At 68.1% G+C, this 15822-nt stretch carries 16 protein-coding genes; 7 read left to right on the top strand and 9 right to left on the bottom strand.

What is annotated here, in order from left to right; translation table 11 throughout:
* Positions 1 to 5: 5 nt before the first annotated feature.
* From ACQPYH_RS21650 to ACQPYH_RS21640, 3 genes are read right to left on the bottom strand one after another with little or no spacing between them, the layout of a single operon-like run.
* The gene (locus ACQPYH_RS21650) at positions 6 to 1328 is read right to left on the bottom strand and encodes an ABC transporter substrate-binding protein (RefSeq protein ID WP_432894085.1); all 1323 of its coding nucleotides are present in this window, start codon (positions 1326 to 1328) and stop codon (positions 6 to 8) included.
* Positions 1329 to 1336: 8 nt separating this feature from the next.
* Positions 1337 to 2479, bottom strand: coding sequence for a mandelate racemase/muconate lactonizing enzyme family protein (locus ACQPYH_RS21645; RefSeq protein ID WP_432894083.1), 1143 nt, complete (start codon positions 2477 to 2479; stop codon positions 1337 to 1339).
* An 11-nt stretch (positions 2480 to 2490) separates the two neighbouring features.
* The gene (locus ACQPYH_RS21640) at positions 2491 to 3516 is read right to left on the bottom strand and encodes a hydroxyacid dehydrogenase (RefSeq protein WP_432894081.1); all 1026 of its coding nucleotides are present in this window, start codon (positions 3514 to 3516) and stop codon (positions 2491 to 2493) included.
* Positions 3517 to 3587: 71 nt separating this feature from the next.
* Between ACQPYH_RS21640 and ACQPYH_RS21635 the strand changes: the two genes are divergently transcribed.
* The 3 genes from ACQPYH_RS21635 to ACQPYH_RS21625 are packed head-to-tail and all read left to right on the top strand — an operon-like array spanning position 3588 to position 6233.
* Entirely contained in the window at positions 3588 to 4478 is an 891-nt protein-coding gene (locus tag ACQPYH_RS21635; protein WP_432894079.1) for a LysR family transcriptional regulator, read from the top strand.
* Between the two features lie 34 nt (positions 4479 to 4512).
* Positions 4513 to 5460 (top strand): SDR family NAD(P)-dependent oxidoreductase, encoded by a 948-nt coding sequence (locus tag ACQPYH_RS21630; protein ID WP_432894077.1) that lies wholly within the window; start codon positions 4513 to 4515, stop codon positions 5458 to 5460.
* An 8-nt stretch (positions 5461 to 5468) separates the two neighbouring features.
* Positions 5469 to 6233 (top strand): putative protein N(5)-glutamine methyltransferase, encoded by a 765-nt coding sequence (locus ACQPYH_RS21625; RefSeq protein WP_432894075.1) that lies wholly within the window; start codon positions 5469 to 5471, stop codon positions 6231 to 6233.
* Here the strand turns inward: ACQPYH_RS21625 and ACQPYH_RS21620 are convergent.
* Positions 6218 to 8191 (bottom strand): GTP-binding protein, encoded by a 1974-nt coding sequence (locus ACQPYH_RS21620; protein ID WP_432894073.1) that lies wholly within the window; start codon positions 8189 to 8191, stop codon positions 6218 to 6220. The genes ACQPYH_RS21625 and ACQPYH_RS21620 overlap by 16 nt on opposite strands.
* A 172-nt stretch (positions 8192 to 8363) precedes the next feature.
* Here ACQPYH_RS21620 and ACQPYH_RS21615 point away from each other — a divergent pair, with 172 nt between their 5' ends.
* Positions 8364 to 9131, top strand: a complete 768-nt coding sequence (locus ACQPYH_RS21615) for a phosphotransferase family protein (RefSeq protein ID WP_432894071.1) — start codon at positions 8364 to 8366, stop codon at positions 9129 to 9131.
* Here the strand turns inward: ACQPYH_RS21615 and pyrH are convergent.
* Entirely contained in the window at positions 9124 to 9831 is a 708-nt protein-coding gene (gene pyrH, locus ACQPYH_RS21610) for a UMP kinase (protein ID WP_432894069.1), read from the bottom strand. The genes ACQPYH_RS21615 and pyrH overlap by 8 nt on opposite strands.
* Before the next feature lie 117 nt (positions 9832 to 9948).
* Here pyrH and ACQPYH_RS21605 point away from each other — a divergent pair, with 117 nt between their 5' ends.
* The 3 genes from ACQPYH_RS21605 (at position 9949) to ACQPYH_RS21595 (ending at position 12749) form a co-directional block, all read left to right on the top strand.
* Complete coding sequence (locus ACQPYH_RS21605; protein ID WP_432894067.1) at positions 9949 to 10638, top strand: DinB family protein; 690 nt, start codon at positions 9949 to 9951, stop codon at positions 10636 to 10638.
* A 95-nt stretch (positions 10639 to 10733) separates the two neighbouring features.
* Positions 10734 to 11318 carry a VOC family protein gene (locus ACQPYH_RS21600; RefSeq protein WP_432894065.1) on the top strand — a complete coding sequence of 195 codons (585 nt, stop codon included), beginning with the start codon at positions 10734 to 10736 and terminating at the stop codon, positions 11316 to 11318.
* 231 nt (positions 11319 to 11549) lie between these two features.
* The gene (locus tag ACQPYH_RS21595) at positions 11550 to 12749 is read left to right on the top strand and encodes a small ribosomal subunit Rsm22 family protein (RefSeq protein ID WP_432894063.1); all 1200 of its coding nucleotides are present in this window, start codon (positions 11550 to 11552) and stop codon (positions 12747 to 12749) included.
* On the opposite strand, the gene ACQPYH_RS21590 is transcribed toward ACQPYH_RS21595, so the two are convergent.
* The 4 genes from ACQPYH_RS21590 to ACQPYH_RS21575 form a co-directional block, all read right to left on the bottom strand.
* Positions 12737 to 13498, bottom strand: coding sequence for an SDR family NAD(P)-dependent oxidoreductase (locus tag ACQPYH_RS21590; protein ID WP_432894061.1), 762 nt, complete (start codon positions 13496 to 13498; stop codon positions 12737 to 12739). The two genes, ACQPYH_RS21595 and ACQPYH_RS21590, sit on opposite strands and share 13 nt — an antisense overlap.
* Positions 13499 to 13568: 70 nt before the next feature.
* A complete protein-coding gene (locus tag ACQPYH_RS21585; protein WP_432894059.1) occupies positions 13569 to 14447 on the bottom strand; it encodes an AraC family transcriptional regulator N-terminal domain-containing protein in 879 nt (292 codons plus the stop codon).
* A gap of 6 nt (positions 14448 to 14453) precedes the next feature.
* A complete protein-coding gene (locus ACQPYH_RS21580) occupies positions 14454 to 14873 on the bottom strand; it encodes a VOC family protein (RefSeq protein WP_432894057.1) in 420 nt (139 codons plus the stop codon).
* 10 nt (positions 14874 to 14883) lie between these two features.
* Positions 14884 to 15819, bottom strand: a complete 936-nt coding sequence (locus ACQPYH_RS21575) for a helix-turn-helix domain-containing protein (protein WP_432894055.1) — start codon at positions 15817 to 15819, stop codon at positions 14884 to 14886.
* Positions 15820 to 15822: the final 3 nt, after the last annotated feature.

Here is a 15822-nt window from a genome sequence, read left to right as displayed (position 1 = left end):
GCTGTTCACCCCTTCCTGGCGGTGGCTTGGCGGACGGTGTCGAGGTGCTGGCGCATCAGGATGTCGAGACGCGGGGTGAGCCCGTTAATCGCGTCCGGGACGCTGACCTGGCCGAGGAACGTGCGCGGCAGGTCCTGGCCGAGCAACTGCTTGACCTGGTTCCAGTTCGTGGTGACGTCGAAGGCGTGACCGCCGGCGAGCTTGCCGGCCAGGATCTCCTGGACGATGCCGAGGTTGTCGGGCGGCGGCTGGAAGGCGCTGCCGGCGCTGAGCCGGGCCGGGTTGTTACGGCCGGCCTTGGCGTAGATGTCGAGTGCGCCGGTGCTGGTGAGGGTCTTCATCAGCTTCCACGCGAGGTCGAGCTCGGCTCCCTCCCGCACCCCCGATGGAATCGCGAAGCTGGAGCCCGAGACCCGCGGCTTGCTGCCGGCCGCGCCCGCCGGAAACGGGATGATGTCCCAGTCAAACTTCGCCTTGCGCGCGTTGACGACCTGCCACGGACCGTTCTGCATGAACGCGACGTTGCCCTGCATGAAGTTCGACAGCGAGCTCTCTGTGACCAGGTTCTTGATCGGCGGGGTGACCTGGTCCTTGACGAACAGGTCGATCACGTATTGCAAGGCCTCCATCGCTTCGGGATCTCCCAGCGTGCTGCGGCTGGCGTCGTCGCTCATCACGTTGCCGCCGGCGCAGTAGATCCAGGACACCAGGTCGTCGATGGCCGGTGCGCAGGTGAAGCCGTACTGCTGCCCGGGTTTGGTGAGCTGCTTGCACAGGTCGCGGAACGTTGCCCAGGACATCGGTTCGGTCCGGGACGGCAGCGGGATGCCCTGCTTCTTCAGCAGGTCCTTGTTGTAGTACATGACCGTCGGCGCGACGTCGAAGCCGATCGCGTACGTCTTGCCGTTGAAGCTACCGATCCGTCGGCTGGTGTCGTAGAAGTCGTCGAGTGAGAAGTCCGGGTCGGCGGCGATCAGGTCGTCGAGCGGCCGGTGCGCGCCACGGGCGGCGTACGTCGGGATCAGCGTGCCATTCAGCGCGGTCACCAGGCTCGCCGTACCGCTGACGAGTTGGAGGTCGAGTTTGGTCGGGTAGCCGGTCGACGGGGTCAGGCTGGCGACGGACTCGACCTTGAGCTGTTGCTCGACGTACTTGCCGAAGTCCTCCCAGACCTTCTTCTCGGCGGCACTGCTGGACCACATGGACCAGGTAGCGGCGCCGGACGGCGGGCCGGACGAGCAGCCGGCCACGGTTCCGGCCGCGGCGACCCCGAGCCCGGCAAACCCGGTCATCCCGAGGAACCTGCGGCGGGACAGGTTTGTTGACATGGTTCTCCTCACCGGTAGAGCAGGTCGATCGACTCGGCGCGGATTCGCTCCTCGTCGACCTGAACGCCCAGTCCAGGGGCGGTGGGGACCGTTGCGACGGCCTTGGTGATGCTCAGCCCCTCGACGTACAGATCGGTCAGCAGCTCCGGCCCGTTGAGCTCGGCGGGCAGTGCGAGCTCGAGCTGACTGAACACGTGCAGCGCGGCGGCGAAGGCGATTCCGCAGTCGGTCAGGCCGCTGGCGAGAATCTCCAGGCCGCCGGCGAGGGCGGTCTGGGCGGTCTTGAGCGCGTTGCGCAGTCCACCCGACTTGCAGACCTTGACCACGACCAGGTCGGCGGCGTTGAGGCGGATCGCCCGCGCCAGGTCCTGGGCCGAGAAGCTGCCTTCGTCGATCGCGATCGGCAGGTCGATCAGCTCGCGCAGCCGGGCCATCGCCAGCGTGTCCGTACTCGGCACCGGTTGCTCGATGCAATGAATCGTGTGGATGCCCGAGGTCCGGTCGCGCAGTTGCCGGAGCGCACTCGGACGGTAGGACTGGTTCGCGTCGAGCCACAGTGGCTTGCCGTCGGCAACCTCTGCGACGGTCTCGATGGCAGCGGTGTCGGCATCCAGATCCCCGCCGATCTTGACCTTGTACGCCGCATAGTCCGATGACTGGATCGCATGCTCGCGTACGGCGTCCTGGTCGCCGACCCCGATCGCCGAGCAGAGCGGGATCTCGTCGTGGATCTTGCCGCCGAGCAGGGCATGAACGGGTACGCCGGCCAGCTTGCCGGCCGCGTCGTGCATCGCGACGTCGATCGCTGCCCGGGCGAACGGGAATCCGTTCGACACCGCCGGACTGAGCCGCTTGGCCGCGCGCTGGTGGAACAGCTCGACATCGAACGGCGTGAGCTCGAGCAGGATCGGCGTGAGATGCCGCCGGATCACGACCGCCATCGTCTCGGCGGTCTCGTAGCTCCAACTCGGCAGCGCGCGCTGCTCGCCCCAGCCGACGACGCCGTCCTCGGTGGTGAGCTTCACGAAGATCACCGCGCCGGCCTGGTCGGGCGCCGCGTCGGGGGAGCCGACGGCGCCGCTGCCGAGCACGAACCGGCGCGCGAACGGCACGGCGACGGGGAAGACTTCAACCTGGGTAATGCGTGACATGGCCGTTCCTCTCACGCGGCGATCGACCACGAGGCGGGATCGACGAAGCTCGGTCCGCGGATGCCGTCCTCGAGCCATTGGAGTGCGTCCTTCAGCACGTAGCCCGCCAGCGCGAGGTGTCCCTCGGCGGTGTCTCCGGCGATGTGCGGCGTCAGCAACAGGTTCTGGGCTTTCAGCACGTTCTCGTCGAACTTCGGCGGCTCGGGGTCGTACACGTCGAGCGCCGCGTAGATCCGTCCGTCCAGCGCGTGTTCCAGCAGAGCCTCTTGGTCGATCGCCGGACCGCGCGAGGAGTTCACCACGACCGCGCCGTCCGGCAGATTCTCGATCAGGGCGCGGGTGATCATGCCCTTCGTCTCCGGCACGTTCGGCACGTGGATGCTCAGGAACCGTGCGGTGGCCGCGTCCTCGAGGGTGGTGCTCCGCACGCCGAGCTCGGCGGCGCGCTCGGCGCTGAGGTACGGGTCGTAGACAGCCAGGTCGCAGCCGAACGGCTTCAGGAGGGTGATCAGCGCCCGCGCCGTACTGCTCGCGCCGATGATGCCGACCTTGGCGCCGGCCAGTTCATGACCGCGGTACTCCGTCTGCTTCCACCCGCCTGCGCGGACGGCACCGTCGAAGCGGGGCAGACGGCGCGCCAACGTGAGCATCGACGCGAGGCAGTATTCGCCGACCGACCAGGCGATCCGCGGACCGGCCGAGAACACCGCGACACCCTGGTCGAGGATGACCGGGTCGATCAGGTTCTTGACCGTGCCGGCCGCGTGCGCGACCACCTTCGGGCCGTTTCCGTCCGACCACAGCTCCTTGCCGAGGTGCGGCGTACCCCAGCTGGTGAGGAGGACATCGGCGCCCTTGACCAGCTCGGGTACGGCGGCCGGGTCGAGCGCCGGCGGTTTCGCCGCGGATCCGGCGCCGGTGGTGTGCTCCGACGTTGCCCAGACCACCTCGAAACGGTCCTCGAGCAGCTGTCGGGTCCTGGCGTCGATGACATCGGCGGCACGTTCGGGCGAGAAGAGGGCGGCGAGTTTTGGCATGGCACCGACGGTAAGCGCGTTCCGTTATGCAGGTCCAAGCCCATTTCTGTATGAACCGATACCGTGTGAGCATGGATCTGTCCCTGCAGCAGCTCCGCGGGTTCGTCGCGGTCGCCGAGGAACTCCACTACGGCCGCGCCGCCGAGCGCCTGAATCTGACCCAGCCGCCGCTCACCCGCCAGATCCAGGGCCTGGAGCGAACGCTGAACGTCCGCCTCTTCGACCGCACCGGCCGCGGCGTCCGGCTGACGGCAGCCGGTGGCGTCTTCCTCGAGCACGCCCGCCGGGTCCTGGCCCTGCTCGAAGTCGCCCCGGAAGCGACTCGCCGCGCGGCTGACGGGACGACCGGGACGCTGCGCCTCGCGTTCACGGCGATCGGCGCGTACGCCGTACTCGCGGACTTCCTGACCATGGTCGGCAAACGCACGCCCGGGGTGACCGCGGAACTGACCGAACTCGTGAGCCCGGCGCAGTTCGAGGCGTTGGCCAACCTGGAGATCGATATCGGCCTCGTGCGGCCGCCGATTCCGGAGCAGTTCGAGTCGATGCTGGTGCACTCCGAGGACCTGGTGCTCGCCGTGCCGGCATCCCATCCGCTGGCCGACCGGGACGGGCCGGTCGCGCTGGTCGATGCGACCGACGGCTACATCGGGTACAGCCCGGAGGGTTCGCAGTACCTGCATGACATCTGCGCGGCGATGATCGGGATGGACCGGTACGCCGTGAGCCAGCTCGCGTCACAGGTGCCGACGATGCTCGCGCTCGTGCGGGCGGGCCTGGGATGCGCGTTGATCCCTCGGTCGATCATGGCGATGGGGGTCGAGGGCGTCCGGTACCGCGAGCTGGATGCGGCCGATGCGCATTCGGTGACGCTGCACGCGTGCTGGAGTCCCGACAGTCCCAACCCAGCGCTGCAGCGGTTGGCGGAGTCGTTGCGGCAGGATCCGCGCCTCGGGGCTTGACTTTGAGTGCACTCGAATTCATAGGCTGCTGACCATGGGCGAACAGCACAAGATCGGCTCGGGGTTCGGGCACGACAGCACTGCGGACGAGGTCCTCGCCGGGATCGACCTGACCGGCAAGCTCGCGATCGTCACCGGCGGATACTCCGGTCTCGGTCTGGCGACCACGAAGGCGTTGACTCGCACGGGCGCGCACGTGGTTGTGCCGGCCAGGCGGCCGGACGCGGCGCGGGAGGCGTTGGCCGGCGTCGACGGTGTGGAGATCGACGAGTTGGATCTGGGTGACCTGGAGAGCGTGAAGGCGTTCGCGGATCGGTTCCTGGCATCGGGTCGGTCGGTCGACATCATGATCGACAACGCGGCGATCATGGCTTCGCCGGAGACGCGGGTCGGTCCGGGCTGGGAGGCGCAGTTCGCGACCAACCACCTGGGGCACTTCGCGCTGGTGAACCGGCTGTGGCCGGCGCTCGTGGCCGACGGCGGTGCGCGGGTCGTGTCGGTGTCGTCGACCGGACATCGGCGGTCGGACATCCGATGGGACGACCTGGAGTTCCGGAACGGGTACGAGAAGTGGCAGGCGTACGGGCAGGCGAAGACGGCCAACGTGCTGTTCGCGGTCCAGCTCGATGCCCTCGGCAAGGATTCCGGCGTGCGGGCGTTCGCGCTGCACCCGGGCGGCATCATGACGCCGCTGCAGCGGCACCTGACGCGCGAGGAGATGGCCGGCTACGGCTGGCTCGACGAGGACGGCAATCCGGTCGTCGGTTTCAAGACGCCGGAGCAGGGCGCCGCGACGCAGGTGTGGGCCGCGACGTCGCCGCAGCTCGACGGTCTCGGCGGCGTGTTCTGCGAGGACTGCGAGATCGCGGAAGTGTCGACCGACGACGCTCCCGGCGTACGGCAGTATGCGATCGACCCGGCCTCGGCGGCGCGGTTGTGGACGGTGTCGGCGGAGCTCACCGGAGTGAACGCCTTCGGCTAACCTGCCTTGTGATCTCTGTTGTCGAGCGGCTGCGCGCGTCGGGGTCTGTGTTCGCCGAGGATGAGGCGGCGCTGATCGCCGAGTCCGCGCGGGACGAGGCCGAGTTGGCGGCCATGGTCGACCAGCGGGTGGCCGGGTTGCCGTTGGAGTACGTCGTGGGCTGGGCGTCGTTCTGCGGTTTGCGGATCGCCGTCGACACCGGCGTGTTCATTCCACGGCGTCGTACCGAGTTCTTGGTGGCGGAGGCGTTGCGGGTCACCGCTGCGGGGGCGGTCGTGGTCGACCTCGCCTGCGGCACTGGCGCTCTCGGCGCGGCCGTCGCTGCCCAGCGCGACGTGACTTTGTACGCCGCCGACATCGAGCCGGCTGCGGTCGAGTGCGCGCGCCGCAACCTGCTCGCGTACGGCGGGATCGTGTCTGAGGGCGATCTGTTCACGGCGTTGCCGGATCGGCTGCGCGGGCAGGTCGACGTACTGCTGTCGAACGTTCCGTATGTGCCGACGGACGAGATTCGCCTGCTGCCGCCGGAGGCCCGGCTGTACGAACCGCACGTCACGCTGGACGGCGGACCGGATGGGCTGGCGACATTCCGGCGGGTCGCTGCGGAGGCAACGGATTGGCTGGCGCCTGGCGGTCACTTCTTCGTCGAGACGAGTGAACGCCAGGCTCCGGTCGCGTGTGCGGTGATGGTCGAGCACGGCCTGGCCGCCGAGATCGTCGAGGACGACGACCTCGGCGCGACCGTTGTGCACGGCATCTATACCCGCCGCTGAATGTGCAGCAGGTACTCGCGGCGGTGGAGCGGATCGTGGTCGGTGCGGGGCCGTTCCGGGATCGGGCCGGTGACGGGGTGGTAGCGCTCGAACGCGGACTCCAGCACGCCTTCACCGCGGGTGAGGGCGGGGAGTTGTTGCTCGAGCTCGTACACGGCCGCCGCGGGGATTTCTCCTTCCAGGGTTGAGGTTTCGGCGGCGAGCGCGGGTACCTGCGGGATCGCGCGGAGACGGGCGAGGGCCGCGAGTACGGCGCGTGTGGTGTCGGTCGGGATCTCCAGCTGGAAGTGGTGCATCGGCTCGTGCACCGTCGTACCCGCTTGCTGGAGCGCCGTCATCAGGACCAGCGGCGTGAGGTTGCGGAAGTCGCCGGCCGTGCTGGACATGCTCTTGTCGAACACCGCGTGGGCGTGGCTCTGGCGGGCCGAGTAGCCGGAGTGCGTCATCACCACGTGCGCGTCGAGGATCTGCCAGCCGTGGACACCCTGGTGCAGCGTTTCGCGGACGGTCTCCTCGACGGCCTTGATGAACGCGTACGGCATCGATCCGAGCTCGACCTCGAGTTCGAAGGTCACGCCGGCGTTCACCGGCGCGGGCTCGACCCGCAGGCCGATGGTGGCGAGGAAGGGGTTCAGGTCCTTCTTCTTGAACTCGACCGCCGCGCCGGTGCCGACGAGGCGCTCGACGCAGATCGTGGTCGTCTCACGGAAGTCGACCTCGATCCCGAACTCGGTCGCCAGCGTCGTCTCGATGACCTCCTTCTGCACCTCGCCGTACAGCGACACGTAGGTCTCCTGGCGGAGGTCGTCCTGGCGCAGGTTGATCAACGGGTCCTGCTCGGCGAGCTGGGTCAGCGCGACGCGCAGGTTGCCCTTGTCGGACGGCTTCCGCGCGGAGATCACCGTCTCGAGCGTGGGCGGCGCGAAGAAGGCCGCTTCATCGGAAGCTTCTGGTCGCCGGTTGGCGGAAATGTTCCGGTGATCGCCGATGCGGTCGCCGATCCGGACCTCGGCGAGACCCCAGAGCTTCGCGATCCGGCCGGCCCGGACCGTGTTCGACTGCGCGGGGCCGCCGAATACCTCGAGCGCGGTGATCTTCGCTTCGTTCTCGCCGAAGCGGATCCGGTCGCGGACATGCGCCGTCCCGTCGAGCATGCGTACATAGGCGATCTTCTCGCCCGCCGGACCGCGGTCGACCTTGAACACCCGGCCGTCGAGCGGCCCGTCGGTCGTGCGGGCGCGGGGGAGCAGGTCGCGGATGCCGTCGGTGAGGGCTTCCGTCCCTGCGCCGGTGATCGCGGATCCGAAGTACACCGGGTGGACTCGCGCCTGGTGGGTCTGAGTGCTGAGCGCCTCGTCCAGTGCGAGCGGTTCGCCGTCGACGTACCGCTCGAGGAGGTCGTCGTCGCGCTCGGTCAGCACCTCGAGGAGGGTGGTCTCCTGGAGGATCGGCTTGAACGTCGCCTCGGGCGTGCCGAGGTGGGTCGCCTCGCCCATCGGGACGATCGCCGGGGTCAGCTTCGTCGCGATCTGGCGGAGCACACCGTCGTACTGCGCACCCGGGCGGTCGAGCTTGTTGACGAAGATCAGGGTCGGGATGCGCAGGCGCTGGAGCGTGCGCATCAGGACGCGGGTCTGCGCCTGGACACCCTCGACGGCCGAGATCACCAGGACCGCGCCGTCGAGCACGCTGAGCGCACGCTCCACCTCGGCGATGAAGTCCGGGTGGCCCGGGGTATCGATCAGGTTCACCGTCACGTCGCCGATCGCGAACGAGACGACCGCGGACTTGATCGTGATCCCACGCTGCCGTTCGAGCGCGAGCGAGTCGGTCTGAGTGTTCCCGTCGTCGACGCTACCGACCTCGTCGATGACTCCGGCGGCGTACAGCAGCCGCTCGGTCAGGCTGGTCTTTCCGGCGTCAACATGCGCCAGGATCCCAAGATTCAGTACTTCCACGCAGCTTCATGTCCTTTGAACAGGTGACAGTCCGATCAGCAACAGACATGAAGCGAGATCGCATGACGGACTCCTTACTAGACACCTGCTCGTACACCCCGAGTACACCAACCCACTCCGACCCACCACAAACCATTTAGCGCATCCCTACAACTTCCCTAAGCTGCCTCCCGTGCTCGACCCACTCACGCTCGCCTCCCCACACACCGGCCCGATCGTCCGGGCCGAGCCGGTCAACGGCTTCGTCGGCAACCAGACGTACCGCCTGCACACACCCGCAGGCATCTACTACCTCAAGTCGAGCGCCACGGCCGCCGAAGAAGCCCAGGCCTGCGAACGAGCACACTCCGTGGGCGTTCCAGCCCCAGACGTCGTCGCGCTGAACCTCACCCCGCACCCACACCTCATCACCGCCGAACTGCCTGGCCGGCCACTCGCGGATCTGCCTCCCCACAGTGTTCTTCGGGCTGCTGGTGAGGGTCTGCGGCGGGTGCACACGCTCGGGAATCCGTCAGCGTCGTGGGGGCAGCAGCTGCGGCTGACGCTCGGCGACCTGAGCGTGCTGCCGGCCGAGCTCGCCGTGCAGGTACGAGACGTCCTGCCTGGGTTCATTGAGGGCGTTGCCGACGTCGAGCCTGTGCTGTTGCACGGCGACCTTCACCCTCGGCACCTGTACGCCGTCGGCGACCAGCTGACCGGGATCCTCGACTGGGGTGACGCGACGTACGGCGATCCGCTGTTCGATCTGGCCCGCTTCTCGATGGCTGGTGCGTCCGCAATGTCGGCGTTCATGGACGGGTACGGCGCAGTCGACGTACCCGAGCGGACACTCTCGCTCTACCGCGTGCTGTGGTCGCTGATGGCATTGCAAGCTGAGCACGCGGCAGGTGGCGACTGGTTCCAGCCGCACCTCGACATGATCAGCCGCGAGCTCACTTGATGAGGGTGCCGAGTTGGGTGCCGTTGACTATGGAGGAGGCGGCGCCGGTGCGGTCTATGTCGAAGACATGGAGGGGGAGGTGGTGGTCGCGGGCGAGGATGAAGGCGGATTGGTCCATGACGCCTAGGCCGCGATCGATGACCTCGGTGTAGGTGAGGTGGTCGAAGCGTTTTGCGTCGGGGTGTTTGTTCGGGTCCGCGTCGTACACGCCGTCGGTGCCGTTCTTCGCGACGAGGAGGGCGTCGGCCTCGAGTTCGACGGCGCGCTGGACCGACGGGTAGTCGGTCGTGGTGAACGGCTGGCCGTTGCCGCAAGCAAGGAGGACGATCGAGCCCTTCTCCAGGTGCCGCAGCGCACGAAGGCGGATGTACGGCTCGGCCAGGTTGTCGATCGGGAGCGCGGTCATCAGCCGTACGCCGTGTGCCCCGAGCGCGGCCAGCCGCCCGCGGAGCAGGACCGCGTTGATGACCGTGCCGAGCATGCCGATGTTGTCCGCCTCGACCCGGTCGATACCCCAGTCGTCGGCCCGGTTCCCGCGGAACACGTTCCCGCCGCCCACCACCACCGCGACTTGGACGCCGGTGGCACGCAGCGCGATCACCTCGTTCGCGAGGTGCGTGAGCCGATCACTGTTGAAACCGAACTCGTCGGGGCCGGCGATCGCCTGCCCGGACAGCTTGAGCACGAGCCTGCGGTACATGCCGCTCCGTTCCGATCAGAAGGTGTCGTCGTACCGACAACCGCCAGCAGGTTTATCACGGACCCGGTAACACCGGACATCTTGTGACCCCGGGCAGGCTCGGGCCAAGGTGGTCCGGTGACCGAGTTCAAGGAGCAGGACCTGAGCGGGGCGCGGTTCGAGGACGTGCGCCTTCGTGGCGCGGTGTTCGACAACGTCGACCTGACCGGTGTCACGATCCGCGGTGCTCGGGTGGTCGACGTCTCGATCGACGGAGATATCCACAACCTGCGGGTGTGGGGCGTGGACGTCGTACCGCTGATCGATGCCGAGCTCAACCGCCGGCATCCCGACCGAGCGAAGATGAGCCCGACCGACGCGGACGGCTACCGCGAGGCGTGGGAGTTGCTCGAGCGGTTGTGGGCCGAGACCGTCGAGCGCGCCCGGGCGCTGCCGGAGGAGTCGCTGCACGAGTCGGTCGACGGCGAGTGGTCGTTCATCGAGACGCAGCGGCACCTCGTCTTCGCGACGGATGCCTGGGTACGCCGTGCCGTGCTCGGCGATCCGGCTCCGTGGGACCCGCTCGATCTGCCCCACGACGAGATGACCGACGTACCGGGTGTTCCGCGCGATCGCGCCGTACGGCCGTCGCTCGATGAGGTGCTCGCGTTGCGGGCCGATCGGATGGCGACGGTGCGGGAGGTCTTGGCAGGGTTGACCGACGAGCAGTTGGGCGAGATGACCGTGCCGGTGACCGAACCGGGGTATCCGGAGTCGCAGAGTTTCAAGGTGAGCCGGTGTCTCGGCTGCATCCTGAGCGAGGAGTGACAGCACCGGATGTACGCCGAGCGCGATCTCGCCGTACTGCGTGGATAGAACTGTCGGCGCCGTGTTCTAGCCTCGTCCTGGATTGGAGGTTCGACATGGTGCTCGCGGACTGGCGGAAGATGGTGCAGGCGCAGCAGGCGAGGTTCGTGACCGCCTCGTTGGCCGAAGGAGCGCGATTCGTCCAAGCGGTCGGCGTGGCCTGCTCGGACGCCGATCAGGTGCCTGAGCTGCGGCTCGGAGCGACGTACGTCGACGTGTCCACCCGGGATGAAGGTGTGGCGGCGCAGATCAGCGCGATCGCAGCGGAGCACGGTCTCACCGCAGATCCGACCGCTGTGGCGCAGTTGGAGATCGCACTGGACACGGCTGACCTCGCCGAGGTCGGGCCGTTCTGGGCGGCGGTGCTGACCGGGAGCACGGACGCGTTCAAAGGGAACGACATCTTCGACCCGACGGGCCGCGTCCCGACCCTCTGGTTCCAGGGCACCTCTCCGCATTCGGCACCACGACAACGGTTTCATCTAGACCTCTGGCTGCCGCCGGAGGTCGTGCCGGATCGGATCAAGGCCGGTCTCGCCGCGGGCGGCACGGTCGTGTACGACGACGAGGCGCCGGCGTTCACCGTCCTCGCGGACCCGCAGGGCAACAAGGTCTGCCTGTGCACGTCGGAGGGCCGATAAATAGGCCGCGCGACGAGAGCGGCTCTGCTACGGTCGGGCTGAATCCTAGGAGGTGTGTGATGGCTTGCAAGGTTATCCGGTTCCGCGCCATTCCCTCCTCCGTTGCCTGCTGATAGGTCGCAGACAGCTTCTCTTCGGACCGATTGGTGCGTCGCGGCGTCTGGCCGCGGATCACGTGTGCGCTGAGTTCACCCAGCGCGTACTCCGTGCCGATCGAACCGGAGCTTCCGCATGTCCTCCGTGGACACCCAACTTCATGCTGCCCTCGCACGTGCCCTCGACGGCGTCCCGCACCACGAACTACGCCGCCGGGTCGACGCGCTCTCGCACCGCTACCGCACCGAGCAGGTCGACGACACCGCTCCCGCTGTGCGCGATCACCTCGATGCCCTCGCGTACGCCGTCATCCGCATGCCGGCGACGTTTCGCGCGCTGTACGCCGCTTTCTCCGCGGCCGAGCGTCACATCGACGCATCGTTCACCACCCACCTCGACCTCGGCGGCGGAACCGGCGCAGCCGCCTGGGCCACCGAGTCTCTCTGGCCGCACATCACCACCGAAATCATCGAACGCCAGCCGGCAGCCATCCGCCTAGGCCAACAACTTGCCGCAGGCAACAGTTGGCGCTGGACAACCGCAGACCTGAACCACTGGAGCAAACTCCCCGACCCCGACCCCGACCCCGGCCGGAGCGCGCCGGATCCGCGCGACCCTGCGGAGGCTGCCGACGCAGCCGAGCCTGCCGACTCCGGCGGTCCGGCCGAGCCCGCCGTGCCGGCCGAGTCCGGCGAGCCCGGCGTGCCGGCCGAGCCCGCCGAGCTTGCCGAGCCCGGCGAGTCAGCCCGGTCAGCCCGGTCGGGCCGGTCGGGCCGGTCGGGCCGGTCGGGCCGGTCGGGCCGGTCGGGCCGGTCGGGCCGGTCGGTGGATCTGATCACGATCGGCTATGTGCTCAATGAGCTGTCCGCCGAGACCCGGCGCCTCGTGATCCACGCCGCAACCCGGGCCGCGAAGACGATCGTGATCGTCGAACCAGGCACACCCCACGGCCACCGCCGTACGCTCCAAGCCCGTGATCAGCTGATCGACCAAGGCTTCACGATCGCGGCTCCCTGCCCACATCAACGCGAGTGCCCAACCGACTGGTGCCACTTCGCCGCGCGTCTGCCCCGCACCGAACTCCACCGCGTCCTGAAAGACGGCACCCGCAACTACGAGGAAGAGAGATTCAGCTACGTCGTCGCAACGCGCGCTCCGGTCCGGCCTGCGCCGGCGCGCGTGATCCGCAGGCCGGCCAGACCGAAAGGCCGCGTCATTCTCGAACTCTGTATGTCAGCCGGCACCGCACAACAGCTCATCGTGCCCAAGTCGGATGATGCCTACCGCGCCGCCCGTGGCACCAACTGGGGAGACGCCTGGACTCAGAGCTCATAACCGCCGGACGCTTCCACGGTCTGAGCGGTGATCCAGCCCGAGTCGGGCGATCCGAGGAACGCGATCACCTTGCCGAGGTCGTCCGACTCACCGATCCGCCCGAGCGCGGTCCGTTCCGCGATCGGAGGAATCCACTCGGGATGCTCGGAGAACGCGTCGCCACCGAGGCGGGTCCGGGTCACGCCGGGAGCAACGGCGTTGACCCGGATCCCGCGAACGCTCAGCTCCTTGGCGAGATACCGGGTGAGCACGATCTGCGCGCCCTTCACGCTCGCGTAGACCGAGTACCCGGGCGACGGTCGCGCCGACTGGAGAGCCGACGTGCTGGTCGTGTAGACGATCGAGCTGTTGTCGGCGATCAACGGCAGGAGCGTCTGCGTGAGGAAGTACGGACCCTTGAGGTGGACGTCGACCATCTGATCGAACAGTTCCTCGGTCGTCTCCTCGAACATCACCGGAGGCTGCCCGACCCCGGCGTTGCTGACGAGGAAGTCGAACGTCGTCCGGTCCCACTGCGCGAGTACGTCGGTCAGCGCGGCCTTGAACTCCGCGAACGTCGACGGCCGCGAGACGTCCAACGGCAGCGCAACCGCCGTACCGCCGTCCTTCTCGATCCGCTCGACCGTGTCGAGGCCGCGTTCGCGGCTGCCGTGGTACGTGACGACGACGGCCGTACCGCGCTTTGCGAGCTCGAACGCCGCGGCCTGGCCGATGCCGGAACTTCCGCCGGTGATCACAGCTACTTGCATAATCGTGCACAACTCCTACTGGGTCAGGAACAGGTTCCACACCAGTAGACGTGCTGTGACTGCGATTTCGTTAGATCAATTCTGGCGCTAACTTGCCTGATCCTGCTCGATCGCGGCTCGGCGGCGTACCGAACTCGCGACGGTACTCGCGGCTGAACTGGGACGGGCTGTCGTAGCCCACGGCGTACCCGGCGCTTGTGACGTCCTCGCCGAGCCCGACCACGCGGAGCCGCGCCTCGTGCAGCCGGATCTTCTTCTGGAACTGGATCGGGGTGAGCTCGGTGACTGTGCGGAAGTGGCGGTGGAAGGCCGACGGACTCATGCCCGCCATCGCGGCCAGGTCCTCGACCCGGAACGGCTCCGTGTAGTGCGTGCGGATCCAGCCGATGACACGCGCGACGTGCGACAGGCTGCTGTCGGCGAGCCCGATCCCGCGGACCGCGGCGCCTTGCGGGCTGCGCAGCAGACGCCAGAGGATCTCGCGCTGCACAAGTGGCGCGAGTACGGGTGCATCAGCGGGTTCATGGACCAGCCGGAGCAAGCGGATCATCGCGTCGACCAGTTCGGCCGGTGCGTGGTCGACGGTGAGGCCGCGGACCGCGCCGCCGGGTTTCTCGCTCGCGTCGAGAAGCAGCGAGGCGATCGACTCCGGTCGCAGCTCGAGCCCGACGCCAAGACATGGCGCGTCCTTCGACGCCTCGACGAAGTGTCCCGTCACCGGCAGGTCCACGGACACGATCACGTAGTCGCCGGCGCCGTACTCGAACACCTGCTCGCCGAGCGCCAGCCGCTTCCGACCCTGCGCCACCAACGCAAACGTGGGCGACGCGAGCCCGGCCGTCGGCGGCGTGGGCGCGTCGACGACCGACAACAACAACCCGTCGATTGCTCCTTCGCGCCCGACCGCGCCGACGATCAGCTCACGCAACTCCGCCAATGCCTGGTCCATGACGAGTCAGACGTGTCCGACCAGTAGACAGAACGGATGCCCCGCCGGATCGGCGAGGACGTAGAGCGGCTCGTCCTCCTCCGCCTCGCGGTCGTACAGCAACCGTGCGCCGAGCTGCTCGGCCCGCTCGCGATGCCGGTGAAGCTCCTCCAGCGACGGTACGGCGTAGTCGATGTGCAACTGCATCGGCACCACGGCCGACGGCCAGGTGGACGGCGTCAACTGGTCGACCTGCTGTACGGCGAGCTGCCTGTTCCCGTCCTCGTCGACGAGCACGAGCCAGCTGGCGTCGTCCTCGGATCCGTCAGTCGGCGCCTCGTCGCCGGGCCGGTACCGCAGCCCGAGCAGCACCCGGTAGAACTCGGCCAGACCTCGCGAATCCACCGCATCCAGCGCGGTGTGCATCCGCCGTGGATAGCTCTCCATGCCGGTCACCTTACGGGCTGTGGAAGGAGGTTCTGTAGGTGTTGGGCGGGACGCCTACCACCCGTTTGAACTGACGCCGGAGCGTGGTGGCTGTGCCCAGGCCGGTCGCGGTGGCTACGGATTCGATGCTGTGGTTGGTGGCCTCGAGCAACTGCTGGGCACGGCGGACCCGTTGGGTCAGCAGCCACTGGAGTGGTGTCTGGCCGGTCACCGCGCGGAACTGGCGACCGAGGTGGCGCGGGCTGGTGTTCGCACGTCGGGCCAGGTCGGTCACGGTCAACGGTTGGTCCAACCGCTCCTGCACCCAGGCGAGCAGCTCCGCGAGTGTGTGATCGCCGCTCACCGGGACCGGCGTCGACACGAACTGCGCTTGGCCGCCGGCGCGATGCGGCGGTACGACGAGACGCCGGGCGACGGTATTCGCGACCGTCGCGCCGTGGTCGCGGTGGATGAGGTGGAGGCACAGGTCGACCGCGGCTGCCTTGCCGGCCGCGGTGAGGACGTTGCCGTTGTCGGTGTAAAGGACGTCGGGGTCGACGGTCGCCTCGGGATACCTGGCGCTGAGGGCGTCCGCGTGTCCCCAGTGCGTGGTTGCGCGTCGACCATCGAGCAATCCAGCAGCGCCGAGGACGAACGCGCCGGTGCAGAGGGATGCGATTCTTGCCCCCGACTCGTAGGCGGACCGGACGGCGTCGACAAGCTCGGTCGGTAGAGGTTCGTCGACGTCGGCCAAGGCGGGAACGATGACGGTGTCTGCCTGCGCGAGGAAGTCCAGGTTGTCGTCGGGCTCCACGGTGAACGGGCCGACCCGGACCGGTCCCGGCCCGCACAGGCGTACGTCGTACCACTCGTCGGACCCGAGCGGCGGGTTGCCGAAGATCTCGTACGCGATGCCGAGCTCGAAGTGCAGCAGGTGCCCGGCGGTCGCCAGTGCGACAGTATGCATGTC

Source organism: Kribbella sp. CA-245084, assembly GCF_050942355.1.
Lineage (GTDB): Bacteria > Actinomycetota > Actinomycetes > Propionibacteriales > Kribbellaceae > Kribbella.
This window is presented reverse-complemented; position numbering and strand designations above follow the sequence as displayed.

Bases quoted from the DNA above. Each gene is read 5' to 3' on its own strand.
- ACQPYH_RS21650 (WP_432894085.1), bottom strand. From the start codon at position 1,328: ATGTCAACAAACCTGTCCCGCCGCAGGTTCCTCGGGATGACCGGGTTT.
- ACQPYH_RS21645 (WP_432894083.1), bottom strand. From the start codon at position 2,479: ATGTCACGCATTACCCAGGTTGAAGTCTTCCCCGTCGCCGTGCCGTTC.
- ACQPYH_RS21640 (WP_432894081.1), bottom strand. From the start codon at position 3,516: ATGCCAAAACTCGCCGCCCTCTTCTCGCCCGAACGTGCCGCCGATGTC.
- ACQPYH_RS21635 (WP_432894079.1), top strand. From the start codon at position 3,588: ATGGATCTGTCCCTGCAGCAGCTCCGCGGGTTCGTCGCGGTCGCCGAG.
- ACQPYH_RS21630 (WP_432894077.1), top strand. From the start codon at position 4,513: ATGGGCGAACAGCACAAGATCGGCTCGGGGTTCGGGCACGACAGCACT.
- pyrH (WP_432894069.1), bottom strand. From the start codon at position 9,831: ATGTACCGCAGGCTCGTGCTCAAGCTGTCCGGGCAGGCGATCGCCGGC.
- ACQPYH_RS21600 (WP_432894065.1), top strand. From the start codon at position 10,734: ATGGTGCTCGCGGACTGGCGGAAGATGGTGCAGGCGCAGCAGGCGAGG.
- ACQPYH_RS21595 (WP_432894063.1), top strand. From the start codon at position 11,550: ATGTCCTCCGTGGACACCCAACTTCATGCTGCCCTCGCACGTGCCCTC.
- ACQPYH_RS21590 (WP_432894061.1), bottom strand. From the start codon at position 13,498: ATGCAAGTAGCTGTGATCACCGGCGGAAGTTCCGGCATCGGCCAGGCC.
- ACQPYH_RS21585 (WP_432894059.1), bottom strand. From the start codon at position 14,447: ATGGACCAGGCATTGGCGGAGTTGCGTGAGCTGATCGTCGGCGCGGTC.
- ACQPYH_RS21580 (WP_432894057.1), bottom strand. From the start codon at position 14,873: ATGGAGAGCTATCCACGGCGGATGCACACCGCGCTGGATGCGGTGGAT.
- ACQPYH_RS21575 (WP_432894055.1), bottom strand. From the start codon at position 15,819: ATGCATACTGTCGCACTGGCGACCGCCGGGCACCTGCTGCACTTCGAG.